Origin of the sequence: Pseudomonas sp. PICF6 (genome assembly GCF_009831705.1) — a bacterium.
Lineage (GTDB): Bacteria > Pseudomonadota > Gammaproteobacteria > Pseudomonadales > Pseudomonadaceae > Aquipseudomonas > Aquipseudomonas rhizophila.
The window spans coordinates 300,975-326,849 of sequence record NZ_WUUD01000018.1 but is presented as its reverse complement, the minus strand read 5'-3'; the positions used below and the strand labels follow the sequence as shown (position 1 = coordinate 326,849).

At 60.1% G+C, this 25,875-nt stretch carries 22 protein-coding genes; 16 read left to right on the top strand and 6 right to left on the bottom strand.

What is annotated here, in order from left to right:
• The 3 genes from GSM73_RS27270 to GSM73_RS12570 all read left to right on the top strand — a co-directional run.
• Positions 1-622: VRR-NUC domain-containing protein (locus tag GSM73_RS27270; protein ID WP_256676888.1), on the top strand; the 622-nt coding region annotated here is incomplete at its 5' end.
• Complete coding sequence (locus GSM73_RS12575) at positions 619-2,940, top strand: ATP-dependent DNA helicase (protein ID WP_076384657.1); 2,322 nt, start codon at positions 619-621, stop codon at positions 2,938-2,940. The genes GSM73_RS27270 and GSM73_RS12575, both read left to right, overlap by 4 nt.
• Before the next feature lie 110 nt (positions 2,941-3,050).
• A complete protein-coding gene (locus GSM73_RS12570) occupies positions 3,051-4,982 on the top strand; it encodes a PAS domain-containing sensor histidine kinase (RefSeq protein ID WP_047226631.1) in 1,932 nt (643 codons plus the stop codon).
• A gap of 25 nt (positions 4,983-5,007) precedes the next feature.
• On the opposite strand, the gene GSM73_RS12565 is transcribed toward GSM73_RS12570, so the two are convergent.
• A complete protein-coding gene (locus tag GSM73_RS12565) occupies positions 5,008-5,238 on the bottom strand; it encodes a hypothetical protein (RefSeq protein ID WP_047226450.1) in 231 nt (76 codons plus the stop codon).
• Positions 5,239-5,394: 156 nt separating this feature from the next.
• Between GSM73_RS12565 and GSM73_RS12560 the strand changes: the two genes are divergently transcribed.
• On the top strand, positions 5,395-5,931 hold the full coding sequence (locus GSM73_RS12560; RefSeq protein ID WP_047226451.1) for a hypothetical protein: 537 nt from the start codon (positions 5,395-5,397) through the stop codon (positions 5,929-5,931).
• Positions 5,932-5,935: 4 nt separating this feature from the next.
• On the opposite strand, the gene GSM73_RS12555 is transcribed toward GSM73_RS12560, so the two are convergent.
• The gene (locus GSM73_RS12555; RefSeq protein WP_160892744.1) at positions 5,936-7,273 is read right to left on the bottom strand and encodes a sodium:proton antiporter; all 1,338 of its coding nucleotides are present in this window, start codon (positions 7,271-7,273) and stop codon (positions 5,936-5,938) included.
• A gap of 236 nt (positions 7,274-7,509) precedes the next feature.
• Between GSM73_RS12555 and GSM73_RS12550 the strand changes: the two genes are divergently transcribed.
• The 4 genes from GSM73_RS12550 to ligD are packed head-to-tail and all read left to right on the top strand — an operon-like array spanning position 7,510 to position 13,619.
• Complete coding sequence (locus tag GSM73_RS12550) at positions 7,510-8,895, top strand: iron-containing redox enzyme family protein (protein WP_160892742.1); 1,386 nt, start codon at positions 7,510-7,512, stop codon at positions 8,893-8,895.
• 8 nt (positions 8,896-8,903) lie between these two features.
• Positions 8,904-9,905, top strand: a complete 1,002-nt coding sequence (locus GSM73_RS12545) for a class I SAM-dependent methyltransferase (protein WP_047226454.1) — start codon at positions 8,904-8,906, stop codon at positions 9,903-9,905.
• Positions 9,877-11,040, top strand: a complete 1,164-nt coding sequence (locus GSM73_RS12540; protein WP_047226455.1) for a carboxylate-amine ligase — start codon at positions 9,877-9,879, stop codon at positions 11,038-11,040. Before GSM73_RS12545 ends, GSM73_RS12540 begins: the two co-directional genes overlap by 29 nt.
• Positions 11,037-13,619, top strand: coding sequence for a DNA ligase D (gene ligD / locus GSM73_RS12535; RefSeq protein ID WP_160892740.1), 2,583 nt, complete (start codon positions 11,037-11,039; stop codon positions 13,617-13,619). The genes GSM73_RS12540 and ligD overlap by 4 nt, the downstream gene beginning before the upstream one ends.
• A 22-nt stretch (positions 13,620-13,641) precedes the next feature.
• Here ligD and GSM73_RS12530 read toward each other — a convergent pair whose 3' ends face one another.
• Positions 13,642-14,256, bottom strand: a complete 615-nt coding sequence (locus GSM73_RS12530; RefSeq protein ID WP_160892738.1) for a Yip1 family protein — start codon at positions 14,254-14,256, stop codon at positions 13,642-13,644.
• Positions 14,257-14,422: 166 nt separating this feature from the next.
• On the opposite strand from GSM73_RS12530, the gene GSM73_RS12525 reads away from it, so the two are divergent.
• From GSM73_RS12525 to GSM73_RS12515, 3 genes are read left to right on the top strand one after another with little or no spacing between them, the layout of a single operon-like run.
• Entirely contained in the window at positions 14,423-14,923 is a 501-nt protein-coding gene (locus GSM73_RS12525) for a CinA family protein (protein WP_160892736.1), read from the top strand.
• A 9-nt stretch (positions 14,924-14,932) separates the two neighbouring features.
• A complete protein-coding gene (locus GSM73_RS12520; protein ID WP_047226458.1) occupies positions 14,933-15,451 on the top strand; it encodes a hypothetical protein in 519 nt (172 codons plus the stop codon).
• 7 nt (positions 15,452-15,458) lie between these two features.
• The gene (locus GSM73_RS12515) at positions 15,459-15,905 is read left to right on the top strand and encodes a DUF421 domain-containing protein (protein ID WP_047226459.1); all 447 of its coding nucleotides are present in this window, start codon (positions 15,459-15,461) and stop codon (positions 15,903-15,905) included.
• Between the two features lie 68 nt (positions 15,906-15,973).
• On the opposite strand, the gene GSM73_RS12510 is transcribed toward GSM73_RS12515, so the two are convergent.
• Entirely contained in the window at positions 15,974-16,831 is an 858-nt protein-coding gene (locus GSM73_RS12510) for an SDR family oxidoreductase (RefSeq protein WP_160892734.1), read from the bottom strand.
• Positions 16,832-16,996: 165 nt separating this feature from the next.
• Here GSM73_RS12510 and GSM73_RS12505 point away from each other — a divergent pair, with 165 nt between their 5' ends.
• Positions 16,997-17,401, top strand: a complete 405-nt coding sequence (locus tag GSM73_RS12505) for a VOC family protein (RefSeq protein ID WP_139050310.1) — start codon at positions 16,997-16,999, stop codon at positions 17,399-17,401.
• A gap of 199 nt (positions 17,402-17,600) precedes the next feature.
• On the opposite strand, the gene GSM73_RS12500 is transcribed toward GSM73_RS12505, so the two are convergent.
• Positions 17,601-18,749 (bottom strand): MalY/PatB family protein, encoded by a 1,149-nt coding sequence (locus GSM73_RS12500; protein WP_047226462.1) that lies wholly within the window; start codon positions 18,747-18,749, stop codon positions 17,601-17,603.
• Positions 18,750-18,934: 185 nt separating this feature from the next.
• On the opposite strand from GSM73_RS12500, the gene GSM73_RS12495 reads away from it, so the two are divergent.
• The 4 genes from GSM73_RS12495 to GSM73_RS12480 all read left to right on the top strand — a co-directional run bounded on the left by GSM73_RS12495 (position 18,935) and on the right by GSM73_RS12480 (position 23,672).
• The gene (locus GSM73_RS12495; RefSeq protein ID WP_160892732.1) at positions 18,935-20,446 is read left to right on the top strand and encodes a methyl-accepting chemotaxis protein; all 1,512 of its coding nucleotides are present in this window, start codon (positions 18,935-18,937) and stop codon (positions 20,444-20,446) included.
• Positions 20,447-20,707: 261 nt separating this feature from the next.
• Positions 20,708-21,541 (top strand): hypothetical protein, encoded by an 834-nt coding sequence (locus GSM73_RS12490; RefSeq protein ID WP_160892730.1) that lies wholly within the window; start codon positions 20,708-20,710, stop codon positions 21,539-21,541.
• A gap of 224 nt (positions 21,542-21,765) precedes the next feature.
• The gene (locus GSM73_RS12485; RefSeq protein WP_160892728.1) at positions 21,766-22,512 is read left to right on the top strand and encodes a YkgJ family cysteine cluster protein; all 747 of its coding nucleotides are present in this window, start codon (positions 21,766-21,768) and stop codon (positions 22,510-22,512) included.
• Positions 22,513-22,763: 251 nt separating this feature from the next.
• Positions 22,764-23,672, top strand: a complete 909-nt coding sequence (locus GSM73_RS12480) for an AraC family transcriptional regulator (protein ID WP_160892726.1) — start codon at positions 22,764-22,766, stop codon at positions 23,670-23,672.
• A gap of 50 nt (positions 23,673-23,722) precedes the next feature.
• Here the strand turns inward: GSM73_RS12480 and GSM73_RS12475 are convergent.
• On the bottom strand, positions 23,723-25,875 hold a 2,153-nt coding region (locus GSM73_RS12475), incomplete at its 5' end, for a xanthine dehydrogenase family protein molybdopterin-binding subunit (RefSeq protein ID WP_256676887.1).

Here is a 25,875-nt window from a genome sequence, read left to right as displayed (position 1 = left end):
GGACCTGCACCTGCCTCGTGTCGATCCGGCCTTGTCGGTGGAGTATCACGTGCAGGCCCATCTGCACGATGAAACCGCGCCGGTGCACTACGTGGAGAACAGCCTGATCAATTCGCTATTTGGCCTGCTGTGCTGGCCGGTGATTTTTGCGCCGTTGCCGGGGGCGTTTTTCCACCCGTTCCAGCGCGGGCCGGTGGACCTGCTCAACGAAGACTTTCACCACCGACGTGCCGAGCTGTTCGCGGCCTGTTTCGCGCAGCTCGACGATGGCCGCTACCGGGACACCATCGTCCGTCGTTACACCGAAAAATGGGGCGTGCAGTCGCCTTTCGTGTTCTGGGGCGCGCTGTCCGAAGAGTTGCTCCATCAGGCCCTCGACTGCCTGCCTGCCGAACACCTCAAGCACTGGTTCAGCCGCCTGCTGCTGGATATCAAGGCCAACCGCGCCGGCATGCCGGACCTGATCCAGTTCTGGCCGCAGCACAAGACCTACCGCATGATCGAAGTCAAAGGCCCCGGCGACCGCCTGCAAGACAATCAACTGCGCTGGCTGGAGTTCTGTCACGAACACCAGATGCCCGTTGCCGTCTGCTATGTGCAGTGGGTGGAGCAGGGCGCATGACCCAGGAACCTGGCTACAGCATCGCCGTTCGGGCACTGTGCGAGTTCACCGCCAAGACCGGCGACCTGGACCTGCGCTTCACGCCGTCACCCACGGCCATGGAAGGGATCGTCGGCCATCGCACCGTGGCCTCGCGGCGTAGCGAGGGTTACCAGGCCGAAGTGAGCCTGGAGGGCCGCTACCAGACGCTGAAGATCAAAGGCCGGGCGGATGGCTACGACCCGGCCTGCAACCGCATCGAAGAAGTGAAGACCTACCGGGGCGACCTGGACAAGCAACCGGCCAATCATCGCCAGTTGCATTGGGCCCAGGCGAAAATCTACGGCTGGTTGATGTGCCAGAAGTTGCAACTGCCGCGGATCGACGTGGCGCTGGTCTACTTCGACATCGTCAGCGAAAAGGAAACCTGCCTCACGCAAAGCTTTGAAGCGGCGCAGCTTGAGGTTTTCTTTGAACAACAGTGCGCGCTGTTCCTCGCCTGGGCCGAACAGGAGATGGCTCACCGACAGGCGCGCAACCTCGGCGCTCAGACGCTGGCATTTCCTCACGCCGGCTTCAGGACCGGGCAACGCCACCTGGCTGAGTCGGTGTTCAAGGCCATCAGCACCGGCCGCTGCCTGATGGCCCAGGCGCCCACCGGCATTGGCAAAACCGTTGGCACCTTGTTTCCGATGCTCAAGGCACTGGCGCCACAGCGACTGGACAAGGTGTTCTTCCTCACGGCCAAGACCCCAGGGCGCAAACTGGCGCTGGATGCGGCCCGAGTGATTACCCAAAGCGCGCCCTCGATGCCGTTGCGGGTGCTGGAGATGATCGCTCGGGACAAAGCCTGCGAGCACCCGGACAAGGCCTGCCATGGCGAAGCCTGCCCGTTGGCCCGCGGGTTCTACGATCGGCTGCCGCACGCCCGTGCGGCGGCGAGCCAGATCACGCTGCTCGATCAGGCGGCGTTGCGCGATATTGCTCTGGCCCATGATATCTGCCCGTACTACCTGAGCCAGGAAATGGCCCGCTGGGCAGACGTGGTGGTCGCTGACTACAACTATTACTTTGACTTCAGCGCCTTGCTCTTTGGTCTGGCCCAGGCCAATGGCTGGACCGTCGCGACCCTGGTGGACGAAGCCCACAATCTGGTGGAGCGAGGGCGGCAGATGTACAGCGCGACCCTCGATCAGTCCGCTTTGGCGGCAGTGCGCAAAACCGCGCCCGAGACGTTGAAGAAGGCCTTGCAGCGGGTCAATCGCCAGTGGAACGCGTTGCATGAGCCCCAGGTTGCGGTCTATCAGGCGTATGAAAAACCACCGGAGAAACTGCTCCAGGCCCTGTCGCTGTGCACCACGGCTATCAGCGATTACCTCAATGACCATCCCCAGGGCCTGGACAGCGCTTTACAGGCGTTCTACTTCGATGCCTTGCAGTTTGCCCGGGTGGCGGAGTCCTTTGACGAGCACTTTTTGTTCGACATACACAAGCGTGAATACGGCCGCCAGCGAAGCGCATCGACCCTGTGCCTGCGCAATGTAGTGCCGGCCGCCTTCCTGCGACCCAGGCTGACGGCGGCCCGCAGCAGCGTGCTGTTTTCCGCCACCCTGAGTCCGCGGCATTATTATGCTGACCTGTTGGGCACCCCGACGGACACGGTCTGGATCGACGTGGAGTCGCCATTCCAGGCGCAACAGCTTGATGTACAGGTTGTCAGCCGGATCTCCACCCGCTTTGCCCACCGCCAGGCGTCCCTGGAACCTATCGTCGCGTTGATGGCCCGCCAGTTTAGCGAGCGCCCGGGCAATTACCTGGCCTTCTTCAGCAGTTTTGACTACTTGCAGCAAGTGGCCGGACTGTTTGCCGAGCGCCATCCGCAGATTGCCACCTGGTCGCAATCACGCGGCATGGGCGAAGCACCCCGGCAGGCGTTCCTTGAACGATTCATGGAACACAGCCAGGGGATTGGGTTTGCGGTGTTGGGCGGTGCATTCGGGGAGGGCATCGATTTACCGGGTTCGCGCCTGATCGGGGCGTTCATCGCGACCCTGGGGCTGGCGCAGTTCAACCCGGTCAACGAGCAGATGAAGCTGCGCATGGCGGCTATTTTCGGCGATGGCTACGACTACACTTACCTGTATCCCGGCCTGCAAAAAGTGGTGCAGGCTGCGGGGCGTGTCATTCGTACACAGCAGGATCGTGGGATGGTGATGTTGATCGACGATCGATTTGCTGAGGCGAGGGTGCAGCACTTGTTGCCGCGTTGGTGGTCAGTTAGTCAAGAGCAGCACAACTGCTGTGGGAGTGAGCTTGCTCCCACACAGGATCTGTGGTGAATCTCATATCGCGACCAAGCTGCTGATTCCCACGGATTTAATCACTATTTCCGATGCCGCACTTGCTCCATACTTCGCAAAAAATCCTTCTGGATGCCTTGGCCAAAAAAATGCTCGAAGACGCCCCCAAGACCGCACTCATCAATCAGGAACAGCGTTTTCGCCTGCTCATCGACGCCGTGGTCGACTACGCCATCTACATGACCGACCCCTCCGGCATCATCACCAGTTGGAACTCCGGTGCCAGGCGTTTCAAAGGCTATGAAGAATCCGAGATCCTAGGCCAGCACTTCTCACGCTTCTACACTGACCAGGATCGCGCCGACGGTCTTCCGCAACGGGCGCTGGACACGGCCCTGCGCGAGGGGCGTTTCGAAGGCGAGGGCTGGCGGGTGCGCAAGGACGGAACGTTGTTCTGGTCCCATGTCGTCATTGATCCGATCATCGATAGCCAGAGCGGCGACTTGCTTGGCTTTGCCAAGATCACCCGGGACCTGACCGATCGCAAGATGGCCGAGGAAACCCTCAAGCAAAGCGAACAGCAGTTTCGCCTGTTGGTGCAAAGCGTCACCGATTACGCCATCTACATGCTCGATCCAGACGGCCAGGTGACCAACTGGAACCTGGGCGCGCAACGGATCAAGGGCTATCTTCCGGCGGAAGCCATCGGCCGGCATTTTTCGATGTTCTATACCCCTGAGGACCGTGACGCCGGTGAGCCTCAACGGGCCTTGAGCATCGCCGCCAGTGAAGGGCGCTTTGAAAAAAGGGGCTGGCGGTTACGCAAGGATGGCACCCGGTTCATGGCTCATGTGGTCATTGACGCGATCCGCAACGACACGGGGACGCTACTGGGTTTTGCCAAGATCACCCGCGACATCACCGATGCCACCCGTGCGCAGCAAGCCTTGGAACAGGCTCGCGAGGCGCTGTTCCAGTCACAGAAACTGCAAGCCATCGGCCAGCTCACCGGAGGCATCGCCCATGACTTCAATAACCTGCTGACGGTGATCCTCGGCAACCTGGAAATTGTGCGCAAGCGCATGCCCAGCGATCCGAAACTCATCCAACTGCTGGATAACGCCACCCAGGGCGCGCTGCGCGGTGTCTCGCTGACGCAACGGATGCTCGCGTTCGCCCGCAGACAGAAACTGTCCTCCGAATCGGTCGAGCTGTCGGCACTGGTGCAGGGCATCAGTGGTTTGTTGCAAAGCTCCATCGGCCCTTCGATACACATTCAGACCGACTTTGCCCAGGCGCTTTCGCCGGTGTTGGCCGATGTCAACCAACTGGAACTGGCCATCCTGAACCTGGCGACCAACGCTCGGGATGCCATGCCGCAGGGGGGGCGGATCCTGATCTCGGCCCAGGAACGCTCCGACACCGAGGCCGGCAAGGACGCGCCGATGGCACCAGGGCGATACATTTGCCTGTCCATCACCGACGAGGGCGAGGGCATGGACGAGGCGACGCTGGCTTCGGCCGTGGACCCGTTTTTCACCACCAAAGGGGTAGGCAAGGGCACTGGCCTGGGCCTGTCCATGGTGCATGGCTTGGCCGAGCAATTGGGTGGCCGCCTGATACTCAAGAGCCGCAAAGGCGAGGGCACTACCGCTGAGCTGTGGTTGCCGATAGCCGACAACTCCGCGCCAGACAAAGTGCCGGCCCAGGCCACGACAACACCGTCGGTGAACGAGCTACGGGTGTTGGTCGTGGACGATGACAGCCTGGTACTGACCAGCACCCGGCTGCTGATCGAAGACCTGGGCCACCGCGTGCTTTGCGCCCCATCGGCGGCTCAGGCGCTACAGATGTATGAGCTCAATCCGGACATCGACCTGGTGATCACCGACATGGCCATGCCGCAGATGGATGGTGCGCAATTGGCGAAACTGTTGCGTGATCGTCATCCGACCTTGCCCATCATCCTGGCCACCGGCTACGCCGAACGCCTGGAAGGGTTCGCCACGCAACTGCCGCGCCTGACCAAGCCGTTCAAGCAGATTGACCTGGTGCAGGTCATTGGGCAGGCGATGAAGTAACTCCAGGCATGGCGCTGCCACAGGTTCATTCAGTATTTTTCCTGAACCCTCGCAAGTTCATCGCACACAGGCAGAACTGCAGCACGATCAACGCATAGGCGTCTGAATGCAGCCCCCAGATGACCCATAGAATATTGCTCGCGATAAAACAACTGAACCCGGCCACCCGCCGTCGGGGCTGACGTGAGCCGATCAGCCAGGCGGCCAGCACCGTCACCACCATCGCCGGCCATTGCACCCATCCAAGATAATCCACAGAGCCCTCCTCAAGCTTTCGGTGATCTAGAGACCGTGACGATCACTGAGCGTTTCGTTGAGCCCGAGTCGCACCTCTGGTCCGGTGGCCGGAACTTGCCTGTCCCTCATTTCTTCTAACAAGTCCCAAACCCACACCCGAGGCGCAGCCTGCGCAATGCCCAGAATACTCACCAGCCATACCCCGGATGAAGAACTGACGGAACACAATGCCAAGCTGTTCGGCTCGCCCAAGGAACGCCTGGATTTTTATCGCCGGGAGATCCAGTACGAAACCAGCATCCTGGCCAATCGAACCGATGCGTACCTGGCCGCCCAATCCTTCCTGGTGATCGCCTTTGCCTCATGCATGGCCAACCTGAACCCGGAGTGGGGCAAGTTGTTCACATTGATCGTCCCGCCGTTCCTGGCTCTGCTGGGCTTCCTGAGCTCGCTCAACGCCTGGCCAGGAATTCGCGCGGCTTACGAGATCATCGACCATTGGCATTTCAAGCAAAGCGAGTTGCTGCGCGCAGAGCCGTTGATGGGACTGGCCTACGACGAATCCCCGCTGTTCAGCAAACAGGAATCGACTCACAAGGGCTATCGCAAGTCGTTGCTGTTTTCGGTGCGTACGCCATGGATCTTTGCCGCGTTCTGGGTCTTGCTGGGGGCATACTCGGTTTATATCCAGGTGAGTGATCCAGGGGGCTGAAGCCTTAGCTCGATTTTTTGTGGCGCTCATACCAGGCCAGTATGGGTTGGGTACTCAAGCCATGGACCAAAATGCTCAGGGCCACCACCGACAGCGTGATATTGATGCACAACTGGACCATCTCTGGCTGTAAATCATGGTTCACCGCATAGAACAGATAAAACAGACTGCCGATGCCACGTATGCCGAACCAGCCAATCAGCAACCGTTGTGGCGTGTCCAGCAGCCGTCCCCAAGGCATCACCAGCAAGCTCAACGGGCGAATCACGGCAAACAGCAGACCACCGATGACCAAGGCCCGCCAGTCCCAATGAGTGGCAAGCGCCACCCCCAACAGCGTCACCAGAAACACTTCCATGGAACGCTCCACCAGACTGCCGAAGGCGAGCATGTCACTCATCATGACCCCCGCGGCCACCTGACCCTCTTCCATAGTCTCGGCGTCACCCCGGACCGCGTCCCGGGGGGTGACCGCTTCGTGCCCCACCACCGGTTGCACCAGGTGTTCTGCCGGGAGTGAGTGTTCATCCGTCGATTGCACCTCGGCTTGGCGCAGGCCCAGGCCAGCGGCGAACACCGAAAGAAAGCCATAACCCTGGAGGGCTTCGGCCACGACGTAGGCCAGGGCAATCAGCGCCAGGGCCAGGTAATCGTTGGGCGAGAGGGTGCTGTCGGCGTTCTTGATGCGCATCGACAGGGTCAACCAGCCGATACCGCGGCCCATCCAGTAACCGGTGAGCAAACCGACCGGCACTGCCCACAGCACATCCTGCAGCATCCAGTCACCGAGAAAGCCAAGGTCGTCCTCGCGCAGCAACAACAAGCCCAGAATCACAAAGGGGAAGGCCGTGCCGTCGTTCAAGCCGGCTTCCCCCGACAGGCCAAACCGTACCTGGTCATCATCCCGGGCATCGTTGACCTGCACCAACGCTGCGAGCACCGGATCGGTTGGCGCGAGGATTGCGCCGATCAACAACGACACGCCCCAACCGAGACCAAACAGGTAATGCAAGGTCAGGGTCAGGCCCGCGATGGTCAGGATCATCACCGGACCGGCCAGTGTGTAGGCCACACGCCAGCTTCGGTTCTTGAGGGGCAAGCGTAACTTGAGGCCGCTGACGAACAGCGAAAACACCACCGCGACTTCGGTGAGGTGCTCCATCCAGGCCGAGGAATCGGCAATGTCCAGCCTCAACAACTCCAGGCCCGCCGGCCCGATGGCAACGCCCAAACCCAGGCATATCGCCGAGGTGGTTACCGGCATCCAGCGCAGGTAGGAGGACGTCAGAGCCAAGGTCAGCAATACGGCGCCGAGCACCGCTACCCATACTGTGAAAATCATTGCTGCTCCTTGGATAGCTCGCAGGCACAGCCCCGAGTGAAACAGACACCGTCAAGCCAGTATCCGGCTCCTGTCGTTCATTCGAGGGTCTGAGCCAAGCGCCGGTTCCGTCAAAGCGATACGGCTCCGTTTATCCGGAGGACTTTCATCTGAAGGGAATTTTTCGTCATTCCCGGCGCTCTGCCAAAGTAGAGACGTGTTGATTCAGCGTCCTGCCGAGAACCCAAGAGGCCCTTATGACTGCGCTGACACCCCTCCAATCCCGGCCTGCCACCGTGCATTCATTCATGGATGCCGGGAGCGTGCGCCAATGCTATGAACGGCTGCTCCATGGCCCTGACGATGCTGACAAGCAAGCCGTCGCCCAGGCCTTCCTTCAGCAATGCGTGGGGCAGGCCGCGGCACTGCCCCTGGAACTGCCCGACACGCCCACGGCTCTGCAAGACTGGGTCGAGCAACACAGTGCCGGTGTAGCCCGCCAGTACGCCGAGTATCTGGAGCGGCGCAAAAACGCCGGTCCACGAGAGTTTTTCACTTGCAAGGCCCACGCCTTGTATTTCCTGCAGGCGGTGGCGCCCACCAAACTGGTGGACGGCGCGTGGTTGTATGGCGTGCTCAAGCATTGGCACGACCACCGTTTCGAAGGGCTGCTGAGCACTTATCTGGAAGAGTTGGGTGACGGCAATCCCTCGCAAAACCATGTGGTGATATACCGCAAGCTGCTCGCCGAACACGACCTGTCGGACGCGCCAGACATTGAAGACGAGCGCTACCTGCAAGGTGCTGTGCAATTGGCCCTGGGCTATGGCGGCGATGAATACCTGCCTGAAGTGATCGGCTACAACCTGGGTTACGAACAACTGCCCCTGCACCTGTTGATCAGCGCTTATGAGCTGACTGAGCTGGACATCGACCCTTACTACTTCACCCTCCACGTGACGATCGACAACGCGAGCACCGGTCATGCCCACAAGGCCATCCAGGCGCTGCTGCAACTGATGCCGATGGAGGCGGATCGCGAAGCGTTCTGGCACCGGGTCACCCTGGGTTATCGCCTCAATGATCTGGGCCAAGGCAGCCGGACCATCATCGAGTCATTCGACCTGTATCGCGAAGTGCTGGACATGCTCGAACGCAAACGTCCGTTCGGCCAACACATGCATTCCGATTACTGCAAGTTCGAAGGCAAGACCGTCAATCAATGGCTGGCAGCACCGGGACAGCTGGAGGGCTTCCTGACGGCGATGCAAAACAAAGGCTGGATCAAACGTCATGAAGATCCGCAGAACAGCCGGTTCTGGACGCTGATCGAAGGGGCGGGCGCGGCCATGTTCGGGGTGTTCAGCCCCTATGAAAAACAGTTGCTGCACGACTGGATCGCCGGTGACTGGACGCAGGAGGGCACTAAAAAAACTCCGCGCCGCGCCCACGGTGCAGCGTGCGAGCCGCAGATGCCGATCGAGGACCCCGATGTACAGAGCCTGCAACAGACCCTGCGAGGCCAGACGCCCGATGCGCAGATGCAGACCCTGATGCCGTGGCTCTCGGCGCGCTGCCACAGCCATCCGGCCGGACTGCTGGCGACTCGTCGCTTCATCGAACTCAAATCCGCGCTGCGCTAGGAGCCCGCATGAATCAGGAAGAACGCCTATCCGAAACTGACCTGGCGCTATTGCAATTGGGCCGACGCCTGCAAGCCGACGGCTATCGCTTCATTACCCCGACACCCCTGACCCACGAACGCGTCAACCAACGACCTGGCAATGAACGCTCCAGGACCCTGAGGGATGTGTTCGGCTGGTCGCGCCCGTTTGCCCCGGGGCTGATCAGCGCCGATGAGCAGCGCCAGTTGCAGGAAGCCGAGGTGCTGCAAGCGCGCGACGGCCTGTTGCATAGCCGCGTGCGCTGGTCGAGCCTGGACGGCCTGCTGTTCGCTCATTCGCAATTTCCCACCCAAGCCAACGACGCGGTGTTTTTCGGCCCCGACAGCTATCGTTTCGCCCAACTGATCCATACTTATCTGCAGCAGAACTTCACGGCAATACATCGGGCCGTGGACATCGGCTGTGGCGCCGGTGTCGGGGCGCTGGTCATTGCCCGCGCCCGGCGCGAGGCACAGGTGCTGGCCGTGGATATCAATCCGATGGCTCTGCGCCTGAGCGCGGTCAACGCGGCGCTGGCCGAGGTGTCCAACGTCGAGATCGCCCGCAGCGATGTACTCCAGGATGTGGAGGGCGACTTCGACCTGATCGTCGCCAATCCGCCGTACATGGCCGACCCCAGCGAACGGGCCTACCGCCATGGCGGTGGCGCACTGGGCGCCGGGCTGTCGCTGCGCATTGTCGAACAGGCCCTACCACGGCTTACGCCCGGTGGCTCGCTGGTGCTCTACACCGGCGTGGCGATGGTCGATGGGCGTGATCCGTTTCTCGAGGCGCTTGAGCCTTGGCGCGACTCGCCGGACTTCGGCTGGACTTACAAGGAATTGGACCCGGACGTGTTTGGTGAAGAACTGCTCACCCCGGGTTACCAGGACGTAGAAAGGATCGCCGTGGTGGCGTTGGTTGTAACCCGCATCGGCGCGGGTATCGGAGGGACTATCGATGAACAGGCGACTGAAGTTCGGCATTGAAGAGGAGTATTTCATCACCGATCTGCAAACCCGTTGTATGCCGGATCAACCCTCAGCAGAGGTTGTCACGGCGTGCCAGGCGCTACTGGGCAAGCATTTCGCCCATGAAATGTTCCAGTGTCAGATCGAGATGGCGTCGCCTATTTTCCGCAACTTGCCCGAGGCGGCCGATTACCTGGCCCAGGTCCGCACAGGCCTGACCCAGCGCCTGGCCGCCCATGGCCTGGGCCTGCTCAGCGCCGGCTCGCATCCCATGGCGACCCAGGGTCTGCAGCCCACCGACGAACTGCACTTTCAGCAGCTGTTCGACGATTACCAGCGGGTGGCCCGCCGGAGCGTGCTTTCGGGCCTGCATGTGCACGTGGAGGTGCCGGCCCATAAGGACCGTGTCCGGGTCATGAACGAGGTGCTGCCCTGGCTGCCGATGTTCCTGGCGCTGAGTGCTTCGTCGCCGTTCTGGAACGGCGCCTACAGCGGGTTCAGCAGCTACCGTCAGGTCGCGTGCGATGAATGGCCGCGCATGGGCGTGCCGGAGTTCTTCGAGGATGAGTCGGCGTTTGCCGGCTACGTGGACATGCTCATGCGCACCGGATCCATTCGCCAGCCCAGCGATTGCTGGTGGGTGATGCGGCCTTCGTCGCGTTATCCCACGCTGGAGCTGCGAATCTGCGATGCCTGTCCGCGTGTTGAAGATGTCCTGTGCCTGGTCTCGCTGTTTCGGTTGATGGTGGCCCATGCCATTGCACTACCCAAGCCCGGCGCGCACTTCAGCCTGACCTCCCACTGGATCCTCAAGGAAAATCGCTGGCGGGCCAAGCGTCATGGAATCCTGGCCGAGTTCATCCTGGAGGGGCAGGAGCAGCCGATGATGATCGGGGAGTGGATCACGCTGGCGGAGCAGACTTTTGGCGAAACGGCCGCCGCACTGGGCGTTGAGGATGTGTTCAAGCAGGCACGTCGTATCGTCCAGGAAGGCACCAGTTCCGATCGGCAAATCGTGCTCTACGAACAAGGGCTGCTGCTGGGCGACTCCACCGAGCACGCCTTGAGCAGGGTGGTTGATCAGTTGTTGGCGGAAACCGCTGGGATGCCCGTGGCCGACCCGTCACTGTTGCAAGTGGCAGGTGGTCCATGAGCAGCAAGACCCTGGAGGATTACAACCGGATGCGTGACTTCGCCGCCACCCCGGAGCCGGCGGCCAAGCGTTCACGCAAATCGGCGAAAACCGCCCATGCCTTGCAGTTCTGCATTCAGAAGCACGACGCTTCACGGCTGCATTATGACTTCCGGCTGGAGCTGGACGGTGCGCTCAAGAGTTGGGCGGTGCCCAAGGGGCCGTCCCTGGACCCCAAGGTCAAGCGCCTGGCGGTGCATGTCGAAGACCATCCGCTGGATTACGCGACCTTCGAAGGCAGCATTCCCGAAGGCCATTATGGCGCTGGCGACGTCATTGTCTGGGATCGAGGCGTGTGGATTCCCCAGGGCGATGCCCATGAGGCCTATGAAAAAGGCCGGCTCAAGTTCGAGCTGCAAGGGGAAAAACTCAGTGGCCTGTGGAACCTGGTACGCACCCACATGCCCGGCAAGCAGGAGCAGTGGTTCCTGATCAAGCACCAGGACGCAGCGGCACGTCCCGAAAGCGAGTACGACGTGGTCCAGGCCGAGCCGGACAGCGTGCTCAGCGAGCGCACCCTTGTACCCAAGCGCCGTGGCAAGGCTGCCGCCCAGGTCAAGGCAGTGCAGCAACCGAAAAAAGCCACCACGCCCAAACCGTCCAGAAAAACCTCGACCACGACCCTCAGCGGCGCGGTGGCCGGGGCGATTCCCAAGACGCTCAAACCGGAATTGGCCACGTTGGTAGAGCGCGCGCCTGAAGGCGAATGGCTCTATGAAATCAAGTTCGACGGTTACCGCGTCATGGCCCGCATTGAAAACGACGATGTCAGGCTGATCACCCGCAATGGCCATGACTGGACCCACAAGCTGCCCAAGCAGGCCGAAGCGCTGGCCGGATTAGGGCTGGAGTCCGCCTGGCTGGACGGTGAGATGGTGGTGGCCAACGAGCACGGCGTACCGGACTTCCAGGCCCTGCAGAACGCTTTCGACGCCGGCAGCAGCAACAAGATTGCCTACTACTTGTTCGATCTGCCTTACCTCAATGGCATGGACCTGCGCGAAGTGCCCGTGCAAGAGCGGCGGGCCGCGTTGGCGGCCGTGCTTGCGAGCAACAAGAATCCGCTGTTGCGCTTCTCCGATGCCTTCGAAGAAACCCCTGAAGCCTTGCTCAACAGTGCATGCCAAATGCAGATGGAAGGACTGATCGGCAAACGCATGGGCAGTGCCTACGTTTCCCGGCGCAGCAACGACTGGATCAAGCTCAAGTGCAAGAATCGCCAGGAGTTCGTCGTAGTCGGTTTCAGCGAGCCCAAGGGCGCTCGCACCGGCTTCGGCGCCTTGTTGCTGGGGCTGCACGATGCCGACAGCGGGCAACTGCGCTATGCCGGCAAGGTCGGCACAGGGTTCAACGAGCAAACCCTCACAAGCATTCACCAGCAATTGTTGCCCCTGGAAAGAAAAAAAGCCGCGGTGGTCAACCCACCCACCGGATACGAGGCCAAAGGAGTGCATTGGCTGGAACCGACGCTGCTGGCTGAAGTGGCGTTTGCCGAGATGACCAAGGAAGGCTCGGTGCGCCATGCCGTGTTTCATGGTTTGCGCAACGATAAACCAGCCGAGGCGATCACCCAGGAGCTGGCCAAACCCGTGAAAAAGACTGCGGAAAAAACCAAAACCAAAGCCAAAACCACTCAGGCGCCAGCCATGGACGGCAAGGTGCGCATCACCCACCCTGAGCGAGTCATTGATCCCAGCAGCGGCACGACCAAGCTGCGACTGGCCGAGTACTACGCCAGCGTCGCCGAGTTCATCCTGCCGGAACTGGCCGACCGCCCGGTGGCACTGGTCAGGGCGCCGGATGGCATTGCCGGTGAGTTGTTTTTCCAGAAAAACGCCGAGCGCCTGGCGATTCCTGGTATCACTACCCTGGACAAATCATTGACCGGGCAGCCGGTAATGATCATCAACAATCCCGAAGCGTTGATCGGCGCGGTACAAATGAGCACGGTGGAGTTACACACCTGGAATGCCACGTCGGTGAACCTGGACAAGCCTGATCGCTTTGTTCTCGATCTTGACCCGGATCCGGCCCTGCCTTGGAAAAGCATGGTGGAAGCGACGCATCTGACCTTGTCGGTACTCGATGAACTAGGGCTCAAGGCGTTTCTCAAGACCAGCGGCGGCAAAGGCATCCACATTGTCGTGCCCTTGACCCGCAAGTTGGGTTGGGACGAGGTCAAGGGCTTCAGCCATGCGATTGTCAGCCACATGGCCAAGCTGTTGCCGGATCGATTCTCGGCGGTCTCCGGGCCAAAGAACCGGGTAGGGCGGATCTTCATCGACTACCTGCGTAACGGCCTGGGCGCCACCACCATCTGCGCCTATGCCGCCCGTACCCGTGAAGGGTTGCCGGTGTCGGTGCCGATCTTTCGCGAGGAAGTGGCCGAACTCAAAGGCGCAAACCTGTGGACCGTGCACAACGTCCATGAGCGTTTGGCGCAAGTGGGTCACGAGCCTTGGGCGGGCCTGAAGAAGACCCGCCAAAGCATCACCGCCGACATGCGTCGACGCATTGGTATGAAAAAGACCGATAAATAGCTTGGTTCGATGCCTCCCGGACTCATCCACTTATCGGAACGCGCAGATATTCCGGCTGCAGGACGTTGAACCATAGCAGAATCATTTCCACCAGAATGGTCACCAGCACCAAGAGTCCTACGCCCCATACGCTGGCCGAGTACAACAGACCTTGTTCCTTCTTGAGATTCATGAACTTGGGCAGGCCCACAAACAGCAAAAAGGTCGAGTAGGCCGACGCCATTGCCAGCGCGATCACCGCCAGCCAGCGGTTGGGGTAGAGCCCGAAAATCCCGGCCAGGAAGTAGGGCGTGGCGGTGTAGGCGGCAAAACCAATGCACTGGTTGACCGTAGGGCGGGCATCGAAGGTGCGCGACATCCAGCGGATGAACAGCCCCATGAGCATCACGCCGGCCACGATGGTCAGGTACAGCAGCACACTCAGTTGAAGTGCGCTGGCAGTGCTGAGCCGTACCGTTTCGTTTTCAGCCAGGCTCCAGCCGGTCCAGGTGGTCCCAATGAACAGGCACACCACGGGAATCAGGGCGAGCAACAACAGGTGAGCCAGATAGTGGCGCGGATGAGCTTGTTCCTGTTCGCGGATGTCTTTCCAGGCAAACTCGGGGTGGGTGAACAGTTTGACGAAAGGGGCGGACATGACGACCTCCTGATCAGTACAGCCTCTGGTGAGGCCCATACGGATTTGAGATACAGGATCGGTCGGGGGTTCATTTATTTGGAGTGCCCGAGGAGGGGCGTGATCAGAGGGAATGAATCCATACGGCCGGGGTCAATCCATCAGCATCCCTGAAGGACTGTATGCCATGACCATTGCTTGCTCCCTGGTTGATTACTTGCGTGAACACGAGCTGCGCCTGACGACGGCCGAGTCCTGTACCGCCGGCAAGATCGTCACCTTGCTGGCCGAAGTACCCGGCAGTGGTTCGCTGATTGAAAGCGGTTACGTGGTGTATTCCCCGGAGGCTAAACAACGATCGCTGGGGGTCAACCCATGCACCATCGACACCTTCAATCTCACCAGCCGTGAGGTGGCCGAGGAAATGGCCCTCGGTGCCCTGCGCGACGCCAATGCCAACGTCGCCGTGGCCACCACCGGCATTCTCGGGCCGGATGACATGGACGGCATTCCGGCCGGCACCGTCTGTTTTGCCTGGGCGTTCGATATGGCCGGCGAGCGAGCGCTGTTCAGTCGCCTGGAAAGGTTTTTCGGGACTCGCAACCAGGTCCAAAGGTGGGCCGCCGAACATGCGCTCGTGCAGTTGCGGCACTTTCATCAACGCGCGCTGGCGGGTGAGCGCAGATAGGGGATCACCATGACCCACCCCACTGATCCCGAGGAATTGCGCAGCCGCCAGTTCCCGGTCCGCGAAGACATGGCCTACCAGCTCAAGGTCTGGCGTTTCGAGCGGGTGGGTTGGTACGTGTTGGTATTGCTGGTGATCCTGACGTTGCTTGGATTGTTCTCTCGTGGCCCGTTGAGCACCCGAAATGTACACAGCGCAGATGGCCGACTCGGCGTCGAGTACGAAATGTTCCACCGCAACGGTTCTACCAACCCCATGGTCATCCATCTGATGGGGCAGCCCAATGCCGTGCTGGAGGTGGAACTGGTCGGCCAGTGGCTGGAGGGTTTCGAGGTGCAAACCCTCCAGCCCCAGCCCGTGCGCTCGGCGAGTGCGGAGCGGGGCCTGAAGCTGTGGGTCCAGGCGGATGCCAAGGGAGAGGCCAGCCTTTATCTGTCACTGCTGGGCGATGGGCTGGGGCTCTATCACAGCCGTATCGACACGCCCGATGGCGCCACGGTCAGGTTCAATCAATTCATTTTTCCCTAGGTGACGTATGGACTCTGTGCTGCGGGCTGCCGCGATCTATGTGGCGTTGCTGGTACTGTTCAAGATCGCCGGGCGACGCTCCCTGGCGGAAATCACCACGTTTGATTTTGTCCTGCTGATGATCATCGGCGAGGCCACCCAGCAGGCGTTGCTGGGGGATGATTTCTCGTTGACCAATTCGTTGATGGTGATCGTGACGCTGATTGCCATCGATGTGGGCTTGTCGCTGCTCAAGCAACGCTCCCAATGGGTCTCGCAACTGATTGACGGCGGCCCGACCATTATTGTGGAGGATGGGCGAATACTGAAGGCGCGCCTGCGCCATGCCCGCTTGATAGAAGAAGACATCATGGAAGCGGCACGGTCGAGCCAGGGAATCGAGACACTGGAACAGATCAAGTTCGCGATTATCGAACGTAACGGCAAGATTTCGGTGATTGCCAAGGAGCCGTGAGGCCCTTCACATGATTCATGGCGAGGGCTACATCCCCTCGCCACAACAGCTGCCCACCATTGCTTGACTCACAGGATCGGCTTGCCGCCCGTAATCCCATACCGGGAACCGGAAATGTAGCTCGCCTCATCCGAAGCCAGCAGTACATAGATCGGCGCCACTTCCACCGGCTGGCCAGGACGGCCAAGGGGCGTCTGGGAGCCGAAGTTCTGTACTTCTTCCTCAGGCATGGTGGCGACAATCAGCGGTGTCCAGATCGGCCCTGGCGCCACGCTGTTCACCCGGATGCCCTTGGGGCCGAGCATCTGCGCCAGCCCGCCGGTGAAGTTGGCGATGGCGCCTTTGGTGGTGGCGTAGGCCAGCAGAGTCGGCTTGGGCATGTCGGAGTTGACCGAACTGGTGTTGATGATCGAGCCACCCGCCTTCATATGCGGGACGGCGGCCTGGCAGATCCTGAACATCGAGGTGATGTTGATATCAAACGTGCGCACCCACTCTTCGTCGGGGATGTCTTCCAGGTTTTCGTGGGTCATCTGGAACGCGGCGTTGTTGACCAGAATGTCGATATGCCCGAAACGGGCGACGGTATCGTCGACGATCTTGCGGCATTGGGCCTTGTCCGCCAGATCACCGGGCAGCAACAGGCATTGGCGGCCGGCCTGTTCTACCCAGCGGGCAGTCTCCCTGGCGTCTTCATGCTCGTCCAGGTAGGAAATGGCCACGTCGGCGCCCTCACGGGCGAAGGCAATCGCCACGGCACGACCGATGCCGCTGTCGGCGCCGGTGATCAAGGCGATCTTGCTTTCCAGGCGTCCGGAACCGGTGTAGCTCTGTTCTCCGCAGTCTGGATACGGGTCCATCTTGCGTTGAGTGCCGGGCACCGGTTGGCTTTGTTTTGGGAACGGCGGGGTAGGGTAGTCAGTCATGACATTCTCCATGCTGGATGTGTAGTCGATGGAGGGTGGACTGTGGGCCTTCAGGCAGAGTTCGCTCGGATTTCGGGCCGAGCGATGAGCGAGGTCCGAGCCCTTTTGCCAATCGCGAATCAACATCGGCTAATGTTGGACGAATGCAGATAAGGAGCCGGACAGATGTTCAGTCACATACAGATTGGCGCGCGGGACCTGCCAGCAATGGTCGCGTTTTATGATGCTGTGCTGGGCTGCCTGGGGTTGGTGCGCCTGCCCAGCGAAAACGACTCGGGCCCGCCGGGAGAAGGCTGGCATCAACCCGGCAAGCGTTGGCCCCAGGTATTCGTGCAATTACCGTTCAATGGTTTGCCCGCGACCTGGGGCAATGGCATGCAAGTGAGTTTCGCCGCCGATTCGCCGCACACCGTACAGGCCGCCTGGGCGCAGGCCATCGCCCTGGGCGGCACCGACGAAGGCCCGCCAGGCCCGCGGCCCCAGTATTCAGAAGGGTATTTCGGGGCCTATTGCCGCGATCCGGAGGGGAACAAGTTGTGCTTTGTTTATGCGCCGGATATGGATGAGTAACTGAGCACTCTATTTCTGGAGTGGACCTATTTGTGGCGAGGGGATTTATCCCCGCCGGGCTGCGCAGCAGCTGCGCAGCAGCCCTAAAACAGATCACTCGGTGTGTCAGGCTCATCTCATGGCTTTTCATTGGGGCTGCTGAGCAGCCCAGCGGGGATAAATCCCCTCGCCACAGATGAGCTCCGGTCACCTGGAGAAATCAGCCCCTAGCCTTCAAGCTTCGCTCCATCCGCGCAATCCCTTCCTCCAGCAGCGCCCGTGGGCAGCCGAAGTTCAAGCGCACGAACTGCCCGGCATCGTCACCGAAATCCAGTCCGGCACTCAGGCCTACCTTGGCTTGCTTCAGGAAAAAGCCCTGCGGGTCGTCCAGCCCCAATCCCGAGCAATCCAGCCAGGCCAGGTAAGTGCCCTGGGGCACGGTCATGGTGATGCCCGGCAGGCGGGTCTTTACGGCGTCGACCAGATAGTCGCGGTTGGCTTGCAGGTAAGCCTTCAATTCTTCCAGCCACGGGCCAGCTTCGCTGTAGGCCGCGCGGGTCGCTTCAAGGCCCAGGGCGTTGACGCTGTCGACCATGCCGGCCCGGGCACTGTTAACCCGCTCGCGGACCTTGGCGTTCTGGATGATGGCGAATGAAGTTTTCAGCCCGGCAATGTTGTAGGCCTTGCTGGCCGACATCAGGGTGATGGTGCGCTCGGCAATCTCCGGGCTGAGGGTGGCGGTGGGGATGTGCACACGACCGTCGAAGCACAGCTCGGCATGGATTTCGTCAGAGATGATCCAGGCATTCTGTTCCAGGCAGATATCTGCCACGGCCTTGAGTTCTTCCCGGGCAAACACCTTGCCCAGCGGGTTGTGAGGGTTGCTCAGCAACAACGCACCGCCCCCCTGCAACGCGTCACGCAGCGCGGCCAGGGGCGTGTGGAATTCGCCGTTGAGCGGGTTGAACGGCAGTTCAACCTTGTTCAGTTGCCAGTGAGCAGGGGCATTGCGCAGCGGCGGGTAATTGGGCACCTGTACCACAACGTTCTGCGCAGGCTCCACCAAGGCGTGCAGCGCCATGTTGAAGCCTGGTTCGACACCCGGCAGGAAGACGATCTGCTGAGGCTCGACGCGCCAGGCGTACTTGTTCCAGAGGTCCGCAACGATGGCGGCGCGCAGCGAGTCCTGGGCCACGCTGTAGCCGAGCATGGGGTGTTCGAGGCGTTTGTGCAGTGCGTCGATAACCACCGGCGGAGCAGGGAAGTCCATATCAGCCACCCACATGGGCAACACGTCAGCGGGGTAGCGACTCCACTTGGTGCTACCGGTACCGTGGCGCTCCAATACCGTGTCGAAATCGAAAGTCATGGGGGTTCCATCAGGTCTGGGAATGAGATGGCGAACATCATAAAGCAAAGATCAGTGAAAAAAGGAAGGTGGCGTAGTGCCACTAACCAGGAGGAATCGGCTACAGTTCGATTCCGACACGCCGATAAGGCTTGAAGCCAGCATTGGTAACGGACCCTCCAAGCCCCCCGAAAAGGACAGCCCCCATGACATCGCCCGTGCGCTTTAACGATCACTACCGTAAAGCTGATCGCATCATGCTGGGGCTACTCTGGCTCACTTTTGTCTACTCCCTGTGCCTGGCCTTCCTGCACTCCACCTTCAGCCAGGCGCTGCTGATAGGGGCGACGACCTGTCTGCTGACCACCGTGCTTTATCGCGGCCTGGGCGGCACCCGGGCCATGCGCTGTGTCATCGCCGTGGCGCTGATGGTCATGGCCGCCTTGCACATCAACCAGACCCATGGCGTGATCGAGTTCCACTTCGGGATTTTCGTACTGTTGGCGGTGCTGACGTTCTACCGTGACTGGCTGCCGATCATCGTGGCCGCCGCCACTATCGCTATTCACCACGTCGGTTTTCACTGGCTTCAGCACCAGGGTTATCCGGTGTTCGTCATGGCCAACCATGGCGGCTGGACCATGATTTTCATCCACGCCTTCTACGTGGTGGTGGAAAGCGTGATCCTGATTTACCTGGCGAACCAGAGCCTGGCCGATGCCACGGAAAACCAGGATGTGCTCGACAAAGTGCTGGCCGCCGCCATGCAGTTGAGCAGTGACACCCAGACCCAACGCAACCGGGGGGACAAAGTCTCTTCGTCCGAGCGTTTCGATCATTTCCTGCAGCAGATCACCAACCTGGTAGACGGTGTGGTGCGCGATACCCGCAACCTTTCGGACTTGGGCCAGGACCTTTCTCAAGTCGGCCAGACACTGGAGCACGGCGCCAGGCATCAGCTCAATGAAGTGGCACAGATGAGCGGCGCGATTGGCCATCTGGTCCAGGCCATGGACAGCATTGCCGGGCATGTCGGCCAGACGGTACAACGGGCCGGCCAAGCCAGTGAACAGGTCAGCCGCGGGCGCAGCACCGTTGACCAGAGCCGCGAGGAGATTGTCGAGTTGGCCGGTCGCCTCAACCTGACCAACGAAACCGTGCAAGGCCTGGCCGAGCAGGCGCAACAGATCGGCCAGGTGCTGGACGTCATTAACAGCATCGCCGAACAAACCAACCTGCTGGCCCTCAACGCCGCCATCGAGGCCGCCCGGGCCGGGGAGCAGGGACGCGGTTTTGCGGTAGTGGCGGACGAAGTCCGGACCCTGTCGCAAAAGACCTCGACGTCCACCACGGAAATCCAGCAGATCATCGCCAAGCTGCAACAGGGCAGCCGTCAGGCAGCCCTCGCCATGCAAGACAGCCAGGAAGGGGTACAACGCTGCGTATCGGCCAGCCAACTCGCCTCGCAACTGCTGCATGCAGTGGTAGAGGACATCGCGGCGATCAACCACTTCAACGGCCTGATCGCCAGCACCACCCAGGAACAGTCCGAGGCCTCGAAGGGCATCAATGAGCGCTTGCAAAGTGTCCAGGCCGTCGCTGAGCGCAACGCTGATAACATTGGCATTCTGACTCGGAGCAGCCAATGCCTGCCACCGTTGGCCGAACGCTTGGCGGTGTTGGGGCAGGCGTTTCATCGTAAAGGTGAGGCGGTTTGACTGGCTTGCTTCGCGCCGGCGTTGTCCAACCTAAATCCATTTACAGTGCCCAATCAGCGCGAGCCCTGATACGACGTTCTGTCCTCCATGCAGCTTTGGGCACGATACGCTCCGCTGGCGTCGGACACTGGCTCGGCGCAACGTGAAGCAGGGCGATGGCGTATAGCCATCTAGCCGTTGTAGGATCCATGCTTTGCCAACAGACATGGATAGCTGTCCCTGGAGCTTTTGGCGTTAGAAGTTGACAAGGAGGCAAACGGAATGAGCAAAAACCAAGCCGGTCAGTTGCACTGCTATCACTGCGAGGGGGATTTTACGGGGTGGGAGCATGTGCCTCCGCAAAGCTTCTTTTTCAAGGGTAAACGAGGCGGGTTGATCACTGTTCCATCCTGCGATCTGCATAACCAAAAAAAGTCCAAGGATGATGAGTATATTCGCGCGATTTTACTCTCTTCTGCCAAGCTCGACGATAAGCCGCATCTCGCCCCTCTGAGAGATGTTCACGAGAGGGCATTGGGGCATGCAGGTACCCGTTTGGGTGATTGTATTGAGGACAAGCAACAGGCCAAAAAAATTTTAGATATCATCGAAAAGCATACGGGTGATCCTGTCGCCGGGATGAAGAGCTTTTCAGATATGGCGCAGGCAGGAATGGGCACCGGTTTGTTGGGCTTGTTAAGTGTCGATTTGAAAGATGAAACCATTGTGGATGCAAGCGGTGAAGAACAACAAACGGCCTCCTTTGTTTATGATCGACAAAGATTTGATAGCTTCTTCGAGTGTGTTGCAAAAGGGCTGTTTTACCATGAGGCAAAGTGGACGTGGTTGGGCAAGGTCATTTTACTGCCACACACCTTCCTTAGAGACGATGCATCTGACGCAGAAAAAAAGATCAGCGAGCATTTTCGTAAGATGTTGAATCGGCAGTCAGCCAAAGGAGAGCATAAAGAAGTATTTTTTTATGATGTGGTTACCGTCGTTGATCCTGACACTAATGATCCAGAAAAGTACATTATAAATTTTTGCTTTTTTGACACCTTTGAGTTTACTGCGATACTTTCAAAAGAGAATTTCATTCCCTATAAATTTGTTTAGCTGCTAAGTGAAGGTTTGCAGTATCCGATGCAGAGGCTGTCTGGAGCATTGGAATATGGCTCAGTGTGGCTACTGTAAATCACCTTGAATCGGGCAAATATTCCGGCGGATCCGGCAAGCGGATCTGTTCTTCACTCCACATACTTTCACGGCCTGAGGCCCTGCCACGGATGTCTGCGCGTGGCAGGCCTGTCTGGTCGAAAATATGCGTGTGAGTGCTTGATATGAAAAACAACGCTATCCGGTTTGCCTGCAACGGCTGCGGGATCTGCTGCAAAGGTCGTCTCATTCCGCTGACCCTGGCCGAAACAAGGCAGTGGCTACAACGTGGGCATGAGGTGGCGGTGATACTGGAGGCGTTTGATGAGTCGACGTGGGCTTCGCAACCTCATCAATTCACTCACAGTGCCCAGCGAGCCGTGGAAGTGACCAGCGGCGATGCCAGGATCCGAGTCGTTGCGGTGTTGGCGGGCAACGCGCTGGCGCAATGCCGCAATCTCGGCGACGACGGTCGTTGCGGTATTTATGAGGAGCGGCCGCTGGTCTGTCGAATCTACCCGATGGAAATCAATCCTTTCATCGCGCTGAGTCCGGAAAACAAGATTTGCCCCCCTGAAGTCTGGGAGCAGGGCCAGATCCTGTTCACCGACCGGGTCGTTGATCCGATCCTTGCTGATCAGATCGAACGCTCGCGTCAGGCCGACAGGGACGATGCACAAACCAAAATCGCGCTGTGCGAGGCCATGGGGCTGAACGTTGCGGCGTGGAAGGGTAATGCGATGGCCGTGTATCTGCCTGACCGAGCGCAGTTGATCGAGGCTATCAACCGCTACGATGCAGGGGGCACCGCACCGACTCGTCCAGATTGGAAGGTGAGGGTCGATGCCCCGGCGTTACGCCACCAACTGCATCAAATAGGGATAGCGTTGGATGATCACCCCTCAACCGACTACATCTTCCACAGTCTCTAGGCTCAACGCTGAACCCATCACTTTGGGCATGCTGAGTTTCTGAAACATCTTGTTATATCTAGCTGTACGCGACTAGCGTCACTGACAGCTCGTTGAATCGTGCAAGAAATTGCGCCGATCAGGCAAGCGACTCGAACCGCCGGCCCACCATACTGCGGCCATGCTGACCTACGACAATGTGCGGTAACGGCGAACGTCATTCGCGGTTACCCCGTGGGCAGCGATGGGGCTGATGGTTTAAGGAGTCGAAGGTGCAACCCAATACTGAACACGACCAGCTCGCTGGCGATATCAACCGCCTGGCCGGTGCAGTCAGCCAGATTCTACCCAGCGAGGGCGATCAGGTTACCGACATTCCTGGCTTGAGCCTGCATCGACGCAAAACGGTCACTGCCCCCATGCACTGTATCTATGGTTTGGGCATTGGCGTCACCTTGCAAGGCCGCAAGCAAGCCATGATAGGGGGCGAAATCCTGACCTATGCGCCTGGCCAGTCCATGGTGACCAGCGTAGATCTACCGGTCATTTCACATATCTCCCAGGCCAGCGTCGCCAAGCCATTTCTAGGCATGATGCTGAGATTTGAAAGCGCCACGGTGATGCATGTGGCCGAACGTATGCACTTGTCGCAGCGCATGAGAGACGATGCGTTTCGTCCGATTACCGTGCAACCCCTGGATGCCGGGGTGCTTGATGCCCTGATACGTTTAGTGAATCTGCTGAAAGAGCCCCAACTGTTGCAGGCTGTGGCTCCGCTGATCAACGAGGAGATCATCGCTCGCCTGCTAAGCGGTTCCCACGGCCCGCAGTTGCTTCATGTGGTCACCGCCGGCTCACCCAGCCAACACATCGCCAAGACCGTCGCCTGGTTGAAACTCAATTTCCGCCAGGCGTTGCGCATGGACGATTTGGCGGCACAAGCGCACATGAGCCCTTCTACCTTTCGTCAACACTTTCGCGCCGTGACGGGAATGAGCCCGCTGCAATACCAGAAGCAGCTGCGGCTCCAGGCGGCCCGGCAGTTGATGCTGAGTCAGAACGTCGACGCCAGCAGTGCAGGGGGGCAGGTGGGGTACGAAAGCGCTTCGCAGTTCAGCCGCGAGTACAGCCGTCTATTTGGCGAGCCACCACAACGGGATATCAAGCGGATTCGTTTGTAACAGGGAGGCACGTCTGGCGGAGCAACGACCAGACGTGCCTCAGGTTACTGTTACGTCATCTTGAACGGCAACTCACGCATCGGCTTGCCCGTCAGGCTGGCAATGGCATTGGCAAAAGCCGGAGCCAACGCCGGCAGGCCGGGCTCGCCCATCCCGGTGGGTGGTTCGGCGCTTGGCACGATGTGCACGGCAAACTCCGGCATGTCGGTAATGCGTGGAACGCTGAAGTCAGCAAAGTTGCTCTGCTGCACGACGCCGTCTTTCAAGGTGATGGCGCCGCCCGGCAGGCACATCGACAATCCCATCAGCGCGGCGCCTTGCACCTGAGCTTCAACACTGCGCGGGTTGACCACCAGGTTGCAGTGCACACCCGCAGTCACTTGGTGCAGCACCGGACGGCCACTCTGCACCGACGCCTCAACGACGTAAGCCACCACCGAACTGAACGACTCGTGCACCGCCACGCCCCAGGCATGGCCAGCCGGTAGCGGGCGTTTACCATATTCGCTCTTGTCCACCGCCAATTGCAGCGCTGCGCGATGGCGCGGGCTTTGATCGGCGAACAGCTTCATCCGATAGGCCACCGGATCCTGCTTGGTTGTACGGGCGATCTCATCGATCAAGGTTTCCATCACAAAAGCCGTATGGGTGGAGCCTACGCTGCGCCACCAGAGGATGGGGACGTTGACTTTCGGGTGATGGACCGTCAGGCGCATCGGCAGCGGATAAGGATCACGCATACCTTCCGTGGCGGTGGGGTCGATGCCGTTCTTCACTTGGCCACCAAACACGGTGCCGGTAAGAATGGATTGCCCGACCAGGGCGTGATCCCAGGCCAGTACCTTGCCAGCGTCGTCAAAACCGATGCGCGCGCGATGCAGGTGCATGGGGCGATAGTAGCCGCCCTTGATGTCGTCTTCCCGGCTCCAGAGCGTGCGCACAGGCGCGTCAAGCCCCTCAGCGCGGGCGGCTTTGGCCACTTCGCAAGCCAGCACGACAAAGTCGCTGGTGGGCACGCCGCGCCGGCCAAAACCACCGCCGGCCGTCTGCACGTTCAGCTGGATTTGCTCGGGCTTGAGATTCAGTACCTTGGCGGCCGCCGCACTGTCGCCGCCGGGAAACTGCGTGCCGACCCACAGTTCGGCGCGTTCTTCGCCGAGCTGGACAGTACAGTTCAACGGCTCCATGGGGGCGTGGGCGAGGTAGGGGAATACGAACTCAGCTTCCAGTTGATGCGGCGCGGTTGCCAGCGGCGTCATGTCGGCATCGAAGCGCAGTGGGCCGGGCTGGCCGGCCAGCTCCCGGTACTGGAGCAATTGTTTTTCGCTGTCCACCTTTTCGACCGACGCCAGGTCCCACTCCAGCTTCAAGGCATCGCGCGCGAGCTTCGCCTGCCAGTAGCTATCGGCGACTACCGCGACACCTTCGGCGCCGCCGTCCAACGGCACGCGCAATACCGCTTTCACGCCCCGGGTGGCGCGTGCCGCGCTGTCATCCAACGAAGCGATTCTGGCACCGAACACCGGCGGGTGCGCGACCACGGCAGTGAGTTGCCCTGGCAGATGCATATCGATGCCGAAGTCCTGCTGGCCGCTGCTCTTGGCCTTGGCATCGATGCGCGTGGTGGCATGGCCAATGATGCGAAAGTCCTTGGGGTCCTTGAGTGTCACCTTTTCCGGCACAGGCAGCGCCATAGCGGCCTCGGCCAATTCGCCGTAGCTTGCCTTACGGCCCGCCGGGCCGAGCACCATGCCGGCTTGGGTGCTCAGGCTGGCCACGTCCACGTTCCAGCGTGCTGCCGCCGCCGAGAGCAGCATGGCACGAGCACGGGCGCCAAGTTCGCGGTACTGGGTATAGCTGTTCTTGATCGAATTGGAGCCGCCAGTGAGGTGTATACCAAAGATCGGATCCTGATAAGCAGCATCACCGCTGCCGTTGCGGGCTCGCACCAGACTCCAGTCGGCATCGAGCTCTTCGGCAAGAATCATCGGCAGGCTGGTTTGCACGCCCTGGCCGAATTCCAACCGGTTGATCGTCACGGTGACTTCGCCGTTGGGCGCGATCTGTACGAATGCCGAAGGTTGCTGATTAGGCTTGAGTGGTACTGCGGCGTCGCCGTTGGCCTCTTGCGCCAAGGCAAGATGAGGAAAAGCGCCCAAGGCCAGACCGCCGATGCCGACAATCTTGAGGAAACTGCGGCGGG